Origin of the sequence: Pantoea sp. EA-12 (assembly GCF_030053355.1) — a bacterium.
Lineage (GTDB): Bacteria > Pseudomonadota > Gammaproteobacteria > Enterobacterales > Enterobacteriaceae > Pantoea > Pantoea vagans_C.
In genome coordinates, this window is the sequence record NZ_JASGBY010000003.1 from 59,887 (window position 1) to 75,590 (window position 15,704).

The 15,704-nt window shown below is 53.9% G+C and carries 17 protein-coding genes; 12 read left to right on the top strand and 5 right to left on the bottom strand.

What is annotated here, in order from left to right:
• The first annotated feature begins 23 nt into the window (after positions 1-23).
• From thpR to panD, 9 genes are all read left to right on the top strand, one after another.
• The gene (thpR, locus tag QMZ30_RS05560; protein WP_283226848.1) at positions 24-563 is read left to right on the top strand and encodes an RNA 2',3'-cyclic phosphodiesterase; all 540 of its coding nucleotides are present in this window, start codon (positions 24-26) and stop codon (positions 561-563) included.
• A complete protein-coding gene (sfsA, locus tag QMZ30_RS05565) occupies positions 564-1,268 on the top strand; it encodes a DNA/RNA nuclease SfsA (protein WP_283226656.1) in 705 nt (234 codons plus the stop codon).
• A gap of 268 nt (positions 1,269-1,536) precedes the next feature.
• Complete coding sequence (gene dksA, locus QMZ30_RS05570) at positions 1,537-1,992, top strand: RNA polymerase-binding protein DksA (RefSeq protein ID WP_039331260.1); 456 nt, start codon at positions 1,537-1,539, stop codon at positions 1,990-1,992.
• A gap of 70 nt (positions 1,993-2,062) precedes the next feature.
• The gene (gluQRS, locus tag QMZ30_RS05575; RefSeq protein ID WP_283226657.1) at positions 2,063-2,998 is read left to right on the top strand and encodes a tRNA glutamyl-Q(34) synthetase GluQRS; all 936 of its coding nucleotides are present in this window, start codon (positions 2,063-2,065) and stop codon (positions 2,996-2,998) included.
• Positions 2,999-3,035: 37 nt separating this feature from the next.
• Positions 3,036-4,448, top strand: a complete 1,413-nt coding sequence (pcnB, locus tag QMZ30_RS05580; protein ID WP_283226849.1) for a polynucleotide adenylyltransferase PcnB — start codon at positions 3,036-3,038, stop codon at positions 4,446-4,448.
• A complete protein-coding gene (folK, locus tag QMZ30_RS05585; RefSeq protein ID WP_283226658.1) occupies positions 4,445-4,930 on the top strand; it encodes a 2-amino-4-hydroxy-6-hydroxymethyldihydropteridine diphosphokinase in 486 nt (161 codons plus the stop codon). Before pcnB ends, folK begins: the two co-directional genes overlap by 4 nt.
• A gap of 82 nt (positions 4,931-5,012) precedes the next feature.
• Complete coding sequence (panB, locus tag QMZ30_RS05590; protein ID WP_283226659.1) at positions 5,013-5,807, top strand: 3-methyl-2-oxobutanoate hydroxymethyltransferase; 795 nt, start codon at positions 5,013-5,015, stop codon at positions 5,805-5,807.
• A gap of 15 nt (positions 5,808-5,822) precedes the next feature.
• Positions 5,823-6,677: a pantoate--beta-alanine ligase gene (panC, locus tag QMZ30_RS05595; RefSeq protein WP_283226660.1), complete on the top strand. Its 855-nt coding sequence runs from the start codon at positions 5,823-5,825 to the stop codon at positions 6,675-6,677.
• Between the two features lie 40 nt (positions 6,678-6,717).
• Positions 6,718-7,098, top strand: a complete 381-nt coding sequence (gene panD / locus QMZ30_RS05600; RefSeq protein ID WP_283226661.1) for an aspartate 1-decarboxylase — start codon at positions 6,718-6,720, stop codon at positions 7,096-7,098.
• Between the two features lie 38 nt (positions 7,099-7,136).
• Here the strand turns inward: panD and QMZ30_RS05605 are convergent, their stop codons facing one another.
• The 4 genes from QMZ30_RS05605 to hpt form a co-directional block, all read right to left on the bottom strand.
• Positions 7,137-8,150 carry an acyltransferase family protein gene (locus QMZ30_RS05605; protein ID WP_283226662.1) on the bottom strand — a complete coding sequence of 338 codons (1,014 nt, stop codon included), beginning with the start codon at positions 8,148-8,150 and terminating at the stop codon, positions 7,137-7,139.
• 399 nt (positions 8,151-8,549) lie between these two features.
• The gene (locus QMZ30_RS05610; RefSeq protein WP_034829563.1) at positions 8,550-9,320 is read right to left on the bottom strand and encodes an ABC transporter permease; all 771 of its coding nucleotides are present in this window, start codon (positions 9,318-9,320) and stop codon (positions 8,550-8,552) included.
• A complete protein-coding gene (locus QMZ30_RS05615) occupies positions 9,317-10,240 on the bottom strand; it encodes an ABC transporter ATP-binding protein (protein WP_039331274.1) in 924 nt (307 codons plus the stop codon). The genes QMZ30_RS05610 and QMZ30_RS05615 overlap by 4 nt, the downstream gene beginning before the upstream one ends.
• Positions 10,241-10,474: 234 nt before the next feature.
• A complete protein-coding gene (hpt, locus tag QMZ30_RS05620; protein WP_039331277.1) occupies positions 10,475-11,011 on the bottom strand; it encodes a hypoxanthine phosphoribosyltransferase in 537 nt (178 codons plus the stop codon).
• 166 nt (positions 11,012-11,177) lie between these two features.
• Here hpt and QMZ30_RS05625 point away from each other — a divergent pair, with 166 nt between their 5' ends.
• The gene (locus tag QMZ30_RS05625; RefSeq protein ID WP_283226663.1) at positions 11,178-12,470 is read left to right on the top strand and encodes a cystathionine gamma-synthase family protein; all 1,293 of its coding nucleotides are present in this window, start codon (positions 11,178-11,180) and stop codon (positions 12,468-12,470) included.
• A gap of 106 nt (positions 12,471-12,576) precedes the next feature.
• Here the strand turns inward: QMZ30_RS05625 and cueO are convergent, their stop codons facing one another.
• Positions 12,577-14,205: a multicopper oxidase CueO gene (cueO, locus tag QMZ30_RS05630; protein ID WP_283226664.1), complete on the bottom strand. Its 1,629-nt coding sequence runs from the start codon at positions 14,203-14,205 to the stop codon at positions 12,577-12,579.
• A gap of 177 nt (positions 14,206-14,382) precedes the next feature.
• Here cueO and QMZ30_RS05635 point away from each other — a divergent pair, with 177 nt between their 5' ends.
• A complete protein-coding gene (locus QMZ30_RS05635) occupies positions 14,383-14,730 on the top strand; it encodes a YacC family pilotin-like protein (protein ID WP_007888732.1) in 348 nt (115 codons plus the stop codon).
• 109 nt (positions 14,731-14,839) lie between these two features.
• Complete coding sequence (gene speE, locus QMZ30_RS05640) at positions 14,840-15,703, top strand: polyamine aminopropyltransferase (protein ID WP_283226665.1); 864 nt, start codon at positions 14,840-14,842, stop codon at positions 15,701-15,703.
• The last annotated feature ends 1 nt before the right edge of the window (position 15,704 follow it).

Consider the following 15,704-nt stretch of genomic DNA (forward strand, 5'->3'; position numbering starts at 1 on the left):
TAGCACTCAACGGCAACTCCATCATGGCCACGCAACGTCTGTTTTTTGCCCTCGAACTGCCCGATCCGCTCCAGCAACAGCTAGTACAGTGGCGGGCAGATAACTTCGCTGAAGAGGCAGGAAAACCGGTGGTTGCTGCGAATCTGCACCTGACGCTGGCGTTTCTGGGAGAGGTGAGCCGTGAAACCTCACAGCAGTTACAGCAGCTTGCCGCGCGTATCGCCCAGCCCGGTTTTCATCTCGATATCGATGATGCAGGTCACTGGCCGCGCCCCGGCGTAGTCTGGCTCGGTTGCCAGCGTGCGCCACGCGGTTTATTACAGCTAGCGAGTTTGTTGCGCGCCCAAGCCGCGCGTCATGGATGTGCCCAGAGCCCGCAGCCTTTTCATCCGCATATCACGCTGCTGCGGCACGCCACGCAAAAAGTGGCCCTGCCTGCGCGTGGTTTCCACTGGCGTCTGGATGTCAGTCACTTCGCGCTGTTTTCATCAACCTTTAGTCAGGGTCGCACCCGCTATCGTCGTCTGGCCCGCTGGCCGCTATTACCCACTTCAGGAGCATGAATGCAGTTTGATCCCCCCTTAAAACCCGCCCGTTTGATCGCCCGTTATAAACGCTTTCTGGCGGACGTGGTAACACCTGAGGGTGAAACCTTGACGATCCACTGTGCCAACACGGGTGCGATGACCGGTTGCGCCACCCCGGGGGATACGGTGTGGTACTCCACCTCAAACAGCACCACGCGCAAGTACCCGCACAGCTGGGAATTGACCGAGACTCAGCAAGGTCACTGGATCTGTGTTAACACTCTGCGCGCGAATCAACTGGTGCGTGAGGCGTTAACCCTTGACGCGATTCCAGAATTATCCGCTTACAGCCACTGCCAACCCGAAGTGAAATACGGCACGGAAAAAAGCCGAATTGACTTCCTGCTGCAAGCGGAAGGGAGATCAAACTGCTATATTGAAGTCAAGTCCGTCACCCTTTTACAGCAGGGTAAAGGCTATTTTCCGGATGCGGTGACGACTCGAGGACAGAAGCATCTGCGCGAACTCAGCACCATCGTGGCAGAAGGTCATCGGGCCGTTTTATTGTTTGCGGTTCTGCACTCGGGGATTGAGGACGTCTCCCCGGCGCGCCATATTGACGCACACTACGCAGAACTACTGGAACAGGCGCAGCGCTGCGGTGTCGAAGTGTTAGCGTATCAGGCTCAGCTATCACCCGCTCAAATGTTACTCACTCGCACACTGAAAGTAGCAGTTTGAACAGAGTTGTAATATTTATAACAATTTGCTGTGATAGGAATGTGCTGGTCGGTGCGCTGATTACGCGGTTATTCAGAGGCTTGTCAAGGTGTGAACAGGAATAATTGCCAACCTTGACTGCTTCTGTTATTTATAGCGGCCTGTTTTTTTCCCTAATGGGAATCAATAAACCCTAAAAAGTTTGAGTTGCAGGCAGTAAGTGATTGAACACAGCAAAACATGCGACTTGAAACATAACGGGTAGTGCGTGTTATCCAGGAGAAGCAACATGCAAGAAGGGCAAAACCGTAAAACATCGTCCCTGAGTATCCTCGCCATTGCTGGTGTGGAGCCGTATCAGGTGAAACCGGGCGAAGAGTACATGAACGACGCCCAACTGAGCCATTTCCGCAAAATTCTGGAAGCCTGGCGCAACCAACTGCGTGATGAAGTCGACCGCACTGTGTCGCACATGCAGGACGAAGCGGCTAACTTCCCGGATCCGGTAGACCGTGCCGCGCAGGAAGAAGAGTTCAGCCTGGAATTACGTAACCGCGATCGTGAGCGTAAATTGATCAAAAAGATCGAGAAAACGCTGAAGAAAGTGGATGACGAAGATTTCGGCTACTGTGATTCCTGTGGTGTAGAAATTGGTATTCGTCGCCTTGAAGCGCGTCCGACCGCCGATCTTTGCATTGACTGCAAAACGCTGGCTGAAATCCGCGAGAAGCAGATGGCAGGCTAATGGCCGTGAGCAGACTGTCGCCGCACAGCCGGGAAAACCACTGTTTTCCCGACGTGCGGTACACTTCAAAATGACCGCTTCAACTTCTTCCTGTATTGGGCGTTTCGCTCCCTCTCCTTCTGGTGATTTGCACTTTGGTTCGCTGATAGCTGCGCTTGGCAGTTACCTGAGCGCGCGCGCGCAGCAAGGTCAATGGCTGGTGCGTATCGAAGATATCGATCCGCCGCGTGAAGTTGCGGGTGCCGCAACGCGTATCCTCCAGCAACTTGAACATTACGGCCTGCAGTGGGATGGCGAAGTGCTCTGGCAATCGCAACGCCATGATGCCTACCGCGCCGCATTGAGCTGGCTGCAGCAACATCGTCAGAGCTATTTTTGCACCTGCACGCGCAGCCGTATTCAGCAGATTGGTGGCTTTTACGATGGCCATTGCCGCAACTTGCATTTACCCGCAGAGAACGCGGCATTAAGGTTACGCCAGCATGCGCCTGTGTTCAGCTTTCACGATCGCCTGCGCGGCCACTTAGCTGCTGACACACAGTTGGCGCAGGAAGATTTTATTATCCATCGGCGGGATGGGCTGTTTGCCTATAACCTGGCGGTGGTGGTGGATGACCATTTTCAGGGCGTGACGGAAATTGTGCGTGGCGCGGATTTAATTGAGCCTACGGTGCGTCAAATTGCGCTTTATCAACAGTTTGATTGGCCAGTGCCGCAATACCTGCATCTGCCTTTGGCCGTCAATACAGACGGCAACAAGCTGTCGAAGCAGAATCATGCACCTGCCTTACCCACGGGGGATCCCCGTCCTGTGTTGGTGCAGGCGCTGCGCTTGCTCGGTCAGCCTGTTTTGCAGAGCTGGCAAGATTTATCGTTACCTCAGTTACTGACGCACGCTGTTGCGCAGTGGAGTATCCAACTGATCCCACAGCAGAACGCGCTAATGCCTGATGAAGCGACATCGCCATTCCTAAATGGTTCGCAACAGGCTATGATTAGCCGCTGATTTATTAACACCCATTTTCTCACTGTCGAGGTGTCCCATTTTTACCCGAGTCGCTAATTTTTGCCGGAGAGTCCTCAAGCGTGATGAGGAGGTGCCTGAAGAGGTGGAAACCGAGAGTCTGATGACCGTCATTCCCCGTGAAAGCCACAACATCTCACGCAAAGATATCAGCGAAAACGCCCTTAAAGTGCTGTATCGCCTGAATAAAGCCGGTTTCGAAGCATACCTGGTTGGCGGTGGCGTGCGTGATTTACTGCTGGGTAAAAAGCCGAAAGACTTTGATATCACCACCAACGCCACACCAGAGCAGATGCGCAAATTGTTCCGCAACTGCCGCCTGGTCGGTCGTCGTTTCCGCCTGGCCCACGTGATGTTTGGTCCGGAAGTGATCGAAGTGGCGACCTTCCGTGGTCACCATCAGGAAGAGAGTGAAGAGGATCGCAACAGCTCACAGCGCGGTCAGAATGGCATGCTGCTGCGTGATAACATTTTCGGCAGCATTGAAGATGATGCCCAGCGCCGCGACCTCACCATCAATAGCCTCTACTACAGCGTGGCGGATTTCACCGTCCGTGATTACGTGGGTGGTTTACAGGATCTTGAGGATGGCGTGATTCGCCTGATTGGCGATCCAGAAACCCGTTACCGTGAAGACCCGGTGCGCATGCTGCGCGTGGTGCGTTTCGCCGCCAAGCTGGAGATGCGCATTGCCGCTGAAACCGCCGAGCCGATTCCACGCCTGGCTACGCTGTTAAACGATATTCCGCCTGCGCGTATGTTTGAGGAGTCCCTCAAACTGCTGCAAGCCGGTTACGGCTTACGCACCTATCAGATGATGCGTGAATATCAGCTGTTCCAGCCGCTGTTCCCGATGCTGACGCGCGGCTTCACGGCCGAGAGCGACAGCTTGATGGAACGCATGCTGATTCAGGTGCTGAAGAACACGGACAACCGCATTCAGAATGATATGCGCGTTAATCCTGCCTTCCTGTTTGCCGCCATGTTCTGGTACCCGCAGTTAGAGTCGGCAGAGCGTATTGCACAGGAGAGCGGGCTAACCTATTACGATGCGTTCGCCCTCTCGATGAATGAAACGCTGGATGAAGCCTGCCGCTCGCTGGCGATTCCGAAGCGCATTACTACGTTGATCCGCGATATCTGGCAGCTACAACTGCGCATGTCGCGCCGTCACGGCAAACGTGCATGGAAGCTGATGGAGCATCCAAAATTCCGTGCCGCCTATGATTTGCTGGCACTGCGTGCTGACGTGGAAAATAACCGCGAACTGCAGAGTCTTACTCACTGGTGGGGCGAGTTCCAGGCGGCGGCACCTGTGCAGCAGAAAACCATGATGACCACGCTGGGCGACGATCCGGCTCCACGCCGTAAACCGCGCCGCCCTCGCCGCCGTCCAACCGGACCGCGTCGTGATACTAACAGCCCATCATGATCCGCGTTTATCTCGCACTCGGCAGTAATCTGGCCGATCCGCTGCATCAGGTTGATGCAGCGCTCGCCGCGCTCGATGCCCTTCCGCACACCTCGCGCGTGGCGACCTCTTCGCTGTATCGTACCCCCCCTTACGGCCCGCCGGACCAGCCCGACTACCTGAATGCTGTCGTCGCGCTGGATACGTTGCTGGAAGCGGAAGCGTTGCTGGATCACACGCAACGCATTGAGCTGGAGCACGGCCGAGTTCGCAAAGCCGAGCGTTGGGGTCCGCGCACGCTCGATCTTGATATCATGCTGTATGGTCAGCAGACGATCCACACCCCGCGTCTCACCGTGCCGCACTACGATATGCACAACCGCGCATTTATGCTGGTGCCGCTGTTAGAGATCGCCCCTGCGCTGCGTCTGCCGAATGGTCAGCCGCTGGCCGGGATCCTGGCCACGCTCGATCGCAGCGCCATTCGTCCATGGAATGTCTAGCCTGCAATAATCGCACTGTGTTCGTATCGCCTTTCCAGCCAATCCAGTAAACTGCGCGCATCTGAAAACGCTGGAGAGCGCGATGAAACCAACCACCATCTCCCATTTACGCCAGTTGAAAGCCAGTGGCCGCAAATTTGCCACCCTGACGGCTTACGATTTCAGCTTTGCCCGCCTGTTTGCCGATGAAGGCATTCAGGTGATGCTGATTGGCGACTCCCTCGGCATGACCGTGCAAGGTCATGAATCCACCCTGCCCGTGACCGTGGCCGATATCGCCTATCACACTGCCGCCGTGCGCCGCGGTGCGCCTCAGGCGCTGGTGATGGCCGACTTACCCTTTATGAGTTACGCCACGCCACAGCAAACCTTTGATAACGCCGCACAGCTGATGCGTGCCGGTTCCAATATGGTGAAGCTGGAAGGCGGAGAGTGGCTGGCGGACACCGTGCGTATGCTGACGGAGCGTGCCGTGCCGGTGTGCGGTCACCTTGGCCTGACGCCGCAATCCGTTAATATCTTCGGTGGCTACAAGGTGCAGGGCCGTGACGAAGCGGGCGCCGAGCGTGTGCTGGCCGACGCGCTGGCACTGGAAGCGGCGGGCGCACAGCTGATGGTGCTGGAGTGCGTACCCGTCGCGCTGGCGGCGCGCGTCACCCAGGCGTTAAGCATTCCGGTGATCGGCATTGGGGCCGGTAACGTCACCGATGGCCAGATTCTGGTGATGCACGACGCCTTTGGCATTACTGGCGGCCATATCCCTAAATTCGCCAAAAACTTCCTCGCGGAAACCGGCGACATTCGCGCGGCCATCCGCCAGTATATTGCCGACGTTGAGGCTGGCGTTTATCCTGCCGCCGAACACAGTTTCCAGTAAATCAGGAGATTTGCAGTGTTGATTATTGAATCGCTGCCGATGCTGCGCCGTGAAATTCGTCGCTGGCGGCAGGAAGGCAAACGTATCGCGCTGGTGCCCACCATGGGCAACCTGCATGACGGCCACCTCACCCTGGTGGACGAAGCGCGTGAACGAGCCGATATCGTGGTGGTGTCGATTTTCGTCAACCCAATGCAGTTTGAACGCGCCGATGACCTGGCGCGCTATCCGCGCACCTTGCAGGATGACTGCGAGAAGCTTAATCGCCATAGCGTGGATCTGGTTTTCGCACCGGCACCGGCGGATGTCTATCCCAAAGGGCTGGATAGCCAAACCTTTGTGGAAGTGCCGGGCTTATCCTCGCTACTGGAAGGGGCCAGCCGTCCGGGGCATTTCCGCGGCGTCTCCACCATCGTGAGCAAACTGTTCAACCTGGTGCAGCCCGACATTGCCTGCTTCGGCGAGAAGGATTTCCAGCAGCTGGCGATCATCCGCAAGATGGTGGCCGATATGGGCTTCGACATCGAGATTGTTGGTGTGCCTACCGTGCGCGCGAAAGATGGCCTCGCGTTAAGCTCGCGTAACGGCTATCTCACCGCTGAAGAACGCGCTATCGCCGCTGGTCTGAGCCAGGTGATGAACAGCATGGCAGCGCGCCTGAGCAACGGTGAGCGCCATGTGGATGAGATGATTGAAAACGCCGAAGCCGCCTTGCGGGAGAAAGGATTCCGTCCTGACGGGTTGGCGATTTGTGATGCCGACAATCTGCAGCCGCTGACCGTAGACAGTCAGCGCGCCGTGATTCTGATGGCCGCATGGCTGGGCAATGCGCGCCTGATTGATAATCAGCAAGTGGATCTGACGGAGTAATTTCCGTTATTAATTAGAAGCTAACCAGGATTCTGTCGCTATGATTCGTACCGTACTTCAGGGCAAGCTGCACCGCGTTAAAGTCACTCAGGCAGATTTGCACTATGAAGGCTCCTGCGCCATTGACCAGGATTTTCTTGATGCCTCTGGCATTCTGCAATATGAAGCCATCGACATCTATAACGTCACCAATGGTCAACGTTTCTCGACCTACGCGATTGCCGCTGAGCGTGGCTCTAAAATCATCTCCGTGAACGGTGCCGCTGCGCGTTGTGCTTGCGAAGACGATATCATGATCATCTGCTCGTATGTGCAGGTGGAGGATGAAGTCGCCCGCAGCTGGCAACCGAAAGTCGCCTATTTTGAAGGTGATAACGAGATGAAACGCATCGCCAAAGCGTTGCCGGTGCAGGTCGCCTGATAACAACGGAACCTCTGTTCAGAGGTTCCGCCCTTTTCTCACACCGGTTTTACGATCTTTACCCGTGGTTGAGACTTCAGAGTAAACAAGAAGTTGAACCAGCCGCGCTGGCGTAATAAGCACAGCGTCCAGGGGAAGATCATCGCCGCAGCAAACGCCAGCACAAACAGCAGATCATAAATCCAAAGCGACTGGGTATGCAGCTTGACGATTTTGCTAAAGAACTGAATCACCAAGTAATGCGACAGATAAAATACGATGGAATTGACGCCCACGTAATGCACCAGTCGTGAATTGAGTTTCAGCGATATCCAGACAAACACCGGAATCGATAACAGCGCCAATGCGGCAAGCAGAACGTGTGATGGTGGGCGCTCACTCAACAGGTTAAGGCACACGAACAGCACCACGCTGGCAAAAGAGAGCAGCACCAGCAGCGTATTTTCAGCCAGTTTAGGCACATCATACTGCTTACGAACCAGCTGATCGCCCACGTAGAAGAAAATAAACAAGTTAACGGATTTATTGATGTGCGCATTATCGAAGCTGGCAAACATGCCATCCGCACTGAATTCAGGTAAGAAATAACTCAGCAGTAAACACGCGGGAATCACCAGCCAAAACGGCATTTGCCGTACCACAATGATGGCGAGGAAGAAAAAGAACAGTGAATGTAAGAACCAGGTGATATCACCGCCGCCGCTCAGATGCATAGCAATAACATGCAAGGGAGATTGCGGGTTATTCGCCATCGAGCTAAATAAGATTTTTAAGCCGCCATACACCACTACCCAGACGGCAAAGGGATATAAGATTGTCTGGACTTTGTTATTAATAAATGGTCCGAGTCCTTTACGTAATCCAGCATCAACAAATAATCCCGACACAAAAAATACTAAGCCAAGAAATACTGGTATTAACAATGGATCCAGTACTGAGATCAGCGGTGCGAAGTGTCCAACATTGCCATTTACCGCAATAACGCAGTGCAGCAGAATAACAACAAGTACACCTATACCTCGCAGATTATCCACCCACGTTATCCGATTCATATTTTCCCCTGCCTGACAAAGATAATAAGAGCCATCTCTTTAAACAAACAGAGTGGCGCATTTGTTATGCGTTGCTGTGTGGTTGTGCAGCCTGAAAACAATAAGCAAGGCAATATTCTAATTACGGGGAAGTAATGACAAGTTCAAAATTCTGCCAAAGCCATAACAAATTCCTTACGCCTTATAGATTAAGCAGTTACAGAGCATAGTCATGACATTTATCAGAAAAAGGCGCAAAATATCAAAAATGGTAAACAATGGCTTTAATATTTAGCGATTAATTAACTGGCGCTAATTAATAAGGAATTTATCTTAAAATAGAGTTTTGAAGAAATTAATATATCGCTAATCCAAAAACAAAAAATGCAGCCGTAGCTGCATTTTTAATCGCGGATGTGACTAGGTACGTAAGCCGCGTCCACGCTGAATCAGCGCATACACCAATACGTAAAACACCACGATAAACGCAATCAGCACCGACAAGGTGAACACCAGCGGCACATCATTAATGCCGAGAAAACCGTAGCGGAAACCGCTGATCATATACACCACTGGGTTCAGCTTCGACACCGCCTGCCAGAAAGGTGGCAGCAACGTCAGCGAATAGAACACGCCACCCAGATAGGTCAACGGTGTTAATACGAAGGTCGGAATCAAACTGATATCGTCAAAGGTACGCGCAAACACTGCATTAAGCAGACCCGCCAGCGAGAACAGAATCGCGGTCAGCAGCAGCGTCAGGGCCACCATAGACCAGGAGTGCACGTGGAATGGCACAAAGAACAGTGAAATGGCGGTCACCAAAATTCCGACACACACGCCACGCGCCACGCCACCACCCACATAACCGGCAATGATGATATGGGTCGGCACCGGTGCCACCAGCAGCTCTTCGATATTGCGCTGGAATTTAGCGCTAAAGAACGATGAGGCTACGTTGGCATAGGCATTGGTGATCACTGCCATCATGATCAGGCCCGGTACGATAAACTGCATATAGCTAAAGCCATGCATGTCACCAATACGTGAACCAATCAGGTTGCCGAAAATAATAAAATAGAGCGTCATGGTGATCACCGGCGGCACCAGCGTCTGAATCCAGATGCGTGCAAAGCGGTTGATCTCCTTGGCCCAGATACTCTTCAGTGCCACCCAGTAAAGATGTGTCATGCTTTTGCTCCTTTTCCCTGGGTCAGGCTGACGAACAGCTCTTCAAGGCGGTTCGCTTTATTACGCATACTCAACACCTGCACGCCCTGCGCGCTCAGTTGGCTGAACACGCTATTCAGACCCTGCTCACGCATCACTTCCACTTCCAGCGTAGAGGTATCCACCAGACGATACTGGAAACCTTCCAGCTGCGGCAGCGGACTACGCGGCGCGAGATCCAGAATGAAGGTTTCAGATTGCAGCTTCGACAGCAGACCTTTCATCGAGGTATTTTCCACCAGCTCACCGCTCTGAATAATGCCGATGTTACGGCACAGCATTTCGGCCTCTTCCAGATAGTGAGTGGTGAGAATAATGGTGGTGCCTTTGATATTGAGATCTTTCAGGAAAGTCCACATCGAGCGGCGCAGTTCAATATCCACGCCAGCGGTGGGTTCGTCGAGGATCAGCAGCTTTGGCTCATGCATCAGTGCACGCGCAATCATCAGACGACGCTTCATGCCGCCCGAAAGCATACGTGCACGCTCGTTGCGTTTACCCCACAGGTCGAGCTGGTTGAGGTATTTCTCAGCGCGCTTGTTGGCCTCACTGCGCTCAACGCCGTAGTAACCAGCCTGATTCACCACAATCTGCATCACGGTTTCAAACGGGTTAAAGTTGAATTCCTGTGGCACCAAACCGAGCTGGCGCTTGGCGTTGACCACATCTTTTTCCAGGTCATAACCAAATACGCGCACGCTGCCACCGGATTTATTCACCAGTGAACTGATAATGCCGATGGTGGTGGATTTACCCGCGCCATTCGGCCCGAGCAGTGCGTAAAAATCGCCGGCTTCTACATTGAGATCCAGCTTCTTCAGCGCCTGTACGCCGCCGGGATAGGTTTTGGTCAGCCCGGAAAGTTCCAGTGCATAAGTCATTGCGAATCCATACCCTGTTGTAGTGACATCAAAGCCCTATGAAATGATAGTGCGCTCACAGCGAGCGTGCGGGGTTATTCAGAGATAATAGGTGAAAAATCAAAGATGAAGCGCCCGCCACACTTTACCACTCTGCTTGCCGCAGGGGAACGCGAGCATAGCCCGTAAGTCAGTGACTTGCGGGCTGCGTATCTTATCGCAGGCTAAAGGGATTAGCCTTGGAAGATTGTGCGGTTATTCACCGGTTGGGATAACTTTGCCGATGTACGGCAAATGACGATAGCGTTGCGCGTAGTCGATACCAAAGCCTACAACGAACTCATCTGGAATGGTGAAGCCAACGTATTCAACGGTCACTTCGACTTCGCGGCGCTCGGGTTTATCCAACAAGGTGCAGATCGCCAGTGATTTTGGCTCACGCAGACGCAAGATTTCACGCACTTTGCTCAGCGTGTTGCCGGAGTCGATGATGTCTTCCACGATCAACACATCTTTGCCACGAATATCTTCGTCGAGATCTTTAAGGATCTTCACATCGCGGGTGGATGACATACCGCTGCCGTAGCTGGACGCGGTCATAAAATCGACTTCGTGCGGCACATCAATCGCGCGACACAGATCGGCCATAAACATAAAGGAACCGCGTAGCAGCCCCACCAACACCATTTCGCTGCCGCTGCTGCGGTAGTGTTCGCTTATCTGCTTGCCCAGTTCGGCAATACGGGTTGCGATCTCCTGCTCAGAGATCATCACGTCGACGGTGTGTTTCATTGCATTCGCCTGGTTAAGGTTTTTCAGAAAGCCACGAAGTCTATCATAGTCGAACCAACCTCTAACGCGGCGCACAGAACGCAAACGATACCGTGGCAAAATTTATTGCTCTGACCTTAACTACAGGAAACTTCCCGCCCTCTCACCGGTGACCTCTGGAGATCCTATGGCCGCTTCATCCAGTAAAAAAACGCAGATTGGCACCCACGACCTGCATCCGGAAACGCAAATGCTGAATTACGGCTATGATCCGCGGCTGTCCGAAGGCGCGGTGAAACCGCCGGTGTTTCTCACCTCCACCTTTGTGTTTAACAGCGCCGAAGAGGGGCAGGATTTCTTTGATTACGTGGCCGGGCGTAAACAGCCGCCGGAAGGCAAAAGCGGCGGGCTGGTCTATTCGCGCTTTAACCATCCCAACAGTGAAATCGTCGAAGATCGACTGGCGATCTATGAAGGTGCCGAGAGCGCCGCGCTGTTCTCGTCCGGCATGTCAGCGATCGCCACCACGCTGCTGGCCTTCGCGCGCCCCGGAGAGGTGATTTTGCATTCACAGCCGCTGTACGGCGGCACCGAAACGCTATTAAGCAAAACCCTGCATGACCTTGAGATCAAAGCCGTGGGTTTCAGCGATGGCACCGATGAAGACAAAGTGTATGAGGCCGCAAAGCTGGCATGGCAGCGCGGTCGGGTGGCGCTGATTCTGATTGAAACACCCGCCAATCCCACCAACAGTCTGGTCGACATTGAACTGATGAAACAGGTGGCAGATGTCATCACGCAGCAGCAAGGATCGCGGCCTGTTCTGGCCTGTGACAATACTTTGCTTGGTCCCCTGTTCCAGCACCCGCTGCAGCACGGCGCAGACTTATCGCTTTACTCGCTGACCAAGTATGTCGGCGGGCATTCAGATTTGATTGCGGGGGCAGTGCTCGGCAACAAAGCCTTGGTAGGTAAAGTGCGATCGCTGCGCAGTGCCATTGGCACACAGCTTGATCCCCATTCCAGCTGGATGATTGGTCGTTCGCTGGAAACACTGTCGTTGAGGATGGAAAAAGCCGCCAGCAATGCGGAAAAAGTCGCAGCCTATTTGCGCGATCATGAACAGGTGGCGAAACTGCACTGGCTGCCTTATCTCGACGAAAGCAGCCCAGCTGGCGAGACTTATCAACGTCAGTGCAGCGGTGCGGGTTCAACCTTTTCCTTTGATATCAACGGCGGACAACCGGCGGCCTTCCGTTTTCTCAATGCGTTGGGGCTGTTTAAGTTGGCGGTGAGTCTGGGCGGCACTGAATCGCTCGCCAGCCATCCGGGCAGCACCACCCACTCGGGCGTGCCGCAGGAGGTGCGGCAGCGCATTGGCATTACGGATGCCACGGTACGATTGTCGATTGGTATCGAGCACGCCGAGGATCTTATCGAAGATATCCGGCTGGCGCTGGAGGCGGCTCAATCAGCGTAATGTTTTCCAGTGCGCATCAATGCGCACCCTACGGTAAATCACACCGTTTTACGCAGGGTCGCCATTTATGACGACCGAGACGTGCGCAATGATGAAACGGTGTTACTTAACTGACCGTAAACCCGAGCATCATGCCGGTATCTTCATGCTCCAGCAGATGGCAGTGCGCCATATAGGCATTATCGGCATTGGCAACATAATTAAACTGCACCAGCACTTCGCTGCGCCAGCCGTTGACGCTGACCATATCTTTCCAACCGGCACGATGTGCTGCTGGCGGTTTGCCGTTTTCCGACAGAATGCGGAACTGCGCTCCATGAATATGGAAAGGATGTAACATCGCATCGCCTTCACCGGAAATCGTCCACTTCTCCAGTTTGCCCAGTTCGGCATTAAACATCGGCTTAGCCATGTTGAATGCCTGACCGTTGATTTTATTGCCGTTGTGGAAATCGTATTCGGCGGTTTTGCTCGCGCTGCCGTGGTCCATCTTCATCGCGCCGCCACTCATGTCCATGCTGCCATGGTCCATCTTCATCGCGCCGTCACCCATGTCCATGGTGCCATGGTCCATTTTCGTACCATGATCCATCTTCATGTCGCCCATGGCTTTATGGCCGTAGCGATCCATCAACGCCTGCATCCCTTGTTGATCCAGCTGCGGGTCCATCATCAGCTGTAGCCAGCGGTTTTGCACCCCTTCGGCTGAAGGTAATGGCGGCAGATCCACCAGCTTATCCGGCAGGGAACCGCTCGCCATCACACGTAACGGTAAAATCTGCACCAGCGGTAACGGCTGGTCAAACGGGGCCAGCGTCATGCCCATCTGCGTCACCGGCAGCGTCACCATATCGAAGGTTTTGCCATCGGAAGTATCAATCATCACTTCAAAGCGCTCACCCGGCAGCAGCGGCAGGTGGTCAACCTTCACCGGCTCGGCCAGTAGCCCACCATCGCTGGCAATCACATACATTGCACGGCGATCGCTGGTGGCGATATCCAGCGATCGCGCATTACATCCATTGAGCAACCGAAGACGTAACCAGCCGCGCGGCACTGCCTGCTGCGGATACTGCACACCGTTGGTCAGCATCATGTCGCCAAACCAGCCCACCGCCGCACGCATGATATCGAGTTGATAATCGATGCGAGCGCCATCTTTGGTCAGCTGTTTATCCTGGAAAATCAACGGGACATCGTCTTCGCCCCACTGCATCGGCAGGCGCAATTTGCCAGAGTCTTCATCCTCCAGCAGCACCAACCCCGCTAATCCTTGCGCCACCTGATAGCCGGTTTTACCGTGCTGATGTGGGTGGAACCAGCACGTTGCGGCGGGCTGGTCTGGGGTGAAAGTCACTTGTCGTGACGCACCTGGCGCGATCACCGCCTGCGGGCCACCATCCACGTCGCCGGGTATTTCCAGCCCATGCCAGTGCACCGTGGTGCCTTCAGCCAGGCGGTTATGAATATTGACGGTCACCGCTTTCTCACGCTGCAAGCGCAGTGCTGGCCCAAGCAGATTGCCGTTGTAGCCCCAGGTGGGGACCGCTTTGCCGTTCCATTGGCTGGTGCCGCTCATCGCCGTGAGCGTGTACTGCCCGTGGGCATCAGGCTGTAAAATAGAGGGAATCGGTAAGAGCGGGCGCGTAGCCGCCATTAGCGAGCGACTCCACAGCGGCAGGGCACCCGCAGCGCTAAGAGCAGCGGTCAACTTTAGAAAATGACGACGTTGCATATTCTTATCCTTGTCGTGAATAAGGGCACAGCGTAAACCTTTCCCCTGTGGGAGGGTCAAGCCCTGAAACAGAATGCACTGATAAAAACCGTGGGAATGGCCCATTTCGGCAAATTTAGCGGAATCCCTGCAATAACTGTGCTAACGTCAATAAATTGTCCCTTGTTGAGAATGATTATGACGAAAAGCATCAAGATCCTGCTGCTGGCGGGACTCCTTGGCTTCTCCTCCACCAGTTTTGCGCTGAGCGAATCCGAAGCAGAAGATCTGGCTGACCTCACCGCGGTGTTTGTCTACCTGAAGAATGATTGCGGTTATCAGGATTTACCGGATGCGCAGATTCGTAAAGCACTGGTGTTTTTCGCCCAGCAGAACCGTTGGGATCTGAGCAACTACAGTAACTACAATATGAAATCCCTCGGCGAAGAGAGCTATAAAGATTTGAGCGGTATCGCCATCACCAACGACAAGAAATGTAAGTCGCTGGCGCGTGATTCGCTGAGTCTGCTCGCTTACGTCAAATAGCCCGCTACACCGCTCTCCTGCTGAAGATTTGACCGTGCAACCACGGTCATAATTCGCTATCCTTTTTTGTTCCATTTTCATGGCGATGACATTAGAGGAGAGCCCCATCATGGCCCAAAATGAAATGTGGTATGAGACGCTTCATGCCGGATTTGGACAGTATTTCACGGTAGATAAACTGCTTTATCGCGATAAGACCGCGCATCAGGATCTGGTGATCTTTGAAAATGCCGCCTTTGGGCGAGTGATGGCGCTGGATGGCGTGGTGCAAACCACCGAACGCGACGAGTTCATCTACCACGAAATGATGACCCACGTGCCGATTCTGGCGCACGGCAAGGCAAAACGCGTGCTGATTATTGGCGGTGGCGACGGTGCCATGCTGCGTGAAGTCTCACGCCACTCATCGGTTGAACAGATCACCATGGTGGAAATCGATGTGGGCGTTGTGAGTTTCTGCAAAGAGTACCTGCCGAATCACAGCGCAGGGGCTTTTGACGATACGCGATTGAACCTGGTGATTGATGATGGCGTCAATTTCGTTAATCAGACCGAAGAGAAGTTCGACGTCATTATCTCTGACTGCACCGATCCTATCGGGCCAGGTGAGAGTCTGTTCACCTCCGAGTTCTATGCGGGCTGTAAAAATGCCTTGAATCCAGGCGGCATCTTCGTCGCGCAAAATGGGGTCTGCTTCCTGCAACAAGAAGAAGCCATTAACAGCCATCGTAAACTCAGCCACTACTTCTCAGACGTCAGTTTTTACCAAGCGGCCATTCCCACTTATTACGGCGGCATCATGACCTTTGCCTGGGCAACGGATAACGAGACCATGCGCCAGTGGGATGCGGCCACGCTGCAATCCCGCTTTGAAGACGCGGGCCTCGGTTGTCGTTACTACAATCCTGCGATTCACGTTGGCAGTTTTGCCCTGCCGCAGTATCTGCTGAATGCTTTGTCGTGTGAGGAGTGAC

Bases quoted from the DNA above. Each gene is read 5' to 3' on its own strand.
- QMZ30_RS05615 (WP_039331274.1), bottom strand. From the start codon at position 10,240: ATGACTTATGCACTGGAACTTTCCGGGCTGACCAAAACCTATCCCGGC.
- thpR (WP_283226848.1), top strand. From the start codon at position 24: ATGGCCACGCAACGTCTGTTTTTTGCCCTCGAACTGCCCGATCCGCTC.
- sfsA (WP_283226656.1), top strand. From the start codon at position 564: ATGCAGTTTGATCCCCCCTTAAAACCCGCCCGTTTGATCGCCCGTTAT.
- QMZ30_RS05625 (WP_283226663.1), top strand. From the start codon at position 11,178: ATGGCCGCTTCATCCAGTAAAAAAACGCAGATTGGCACCCACGACCTG.
- hpt (WP_039331277.1), bottom strand. From the start codon at position 11,011: ATGAAACACACCGTCGACGTGATGATCTCTGAGCAGGAGATCGCAACC.
- QMZ30_RS05635 (WP_007888732.1), top strand. From the start codon at position 14,383: ATGACGAAAAGCATCAAGATCCTGCTGCTGGCGGGACTCCTTGGCTTC.
- QMZ30_RS05610 (WP_034829563.1), bottom strand. From the start codon at position 9,320: ATGACACATCTTTACTGGGTGGCACTGAAGAGTATCTGGGCCAAGGAG.
- gluQRS (WP_283226657.1), top strand. From the start codon at position 2,063: ATGACCGCTTCAACTTCTTCCTGTATTGGGCGTTTCGCTCCCTCTCCT.
- cueO (WP_283226664.1), bottom strand. From the start codon at position 14,205: ATGCAACGTCGTCATTTTCTAAAGTTGACCGCTGCTCTTAGCGCTGCG.
- QMZ30_RS05605 (WP_283226662.1), bottom strand. From the start codon at position 8,150: ATGAATCGGATAACGTGGGTGGATAATCTGCGAGGTATAGGTGTACTT.
- panB (WP_283226659.1), top strand. From the start codon at position 5,013: ATGAAACCAACCACCATCTCCCATTTACGCCAGTTGAAAGCCAGTGGC.
- panD (WP_283226661.1), top strand. From the start codon at position 6,718: ATGATTCGTACCGTACTTCAGGGCAAGCTGCACCGCGTTAAAGTCACT.
- speE (WP_283226665.1), top strand. From the start codon at position 14,840: ATGGCCCAAAATGAAATGTGGTATGAGACGCTTCATGCCGGATTTGGA.
- folK (WP_283226658.1), top strand. From the start codon at position 4,445: ATGATCCGCGTTTATCTCGCACTCGGCAGTAATCTGGCCGATCCGCTG.
- dksA (WP_039331260.1), top strand. From the start codon at position 1,537: ATGCAAGAAGGGCAAAACCGTAAAACATCGTCCCTGAGTATCCTCGCC.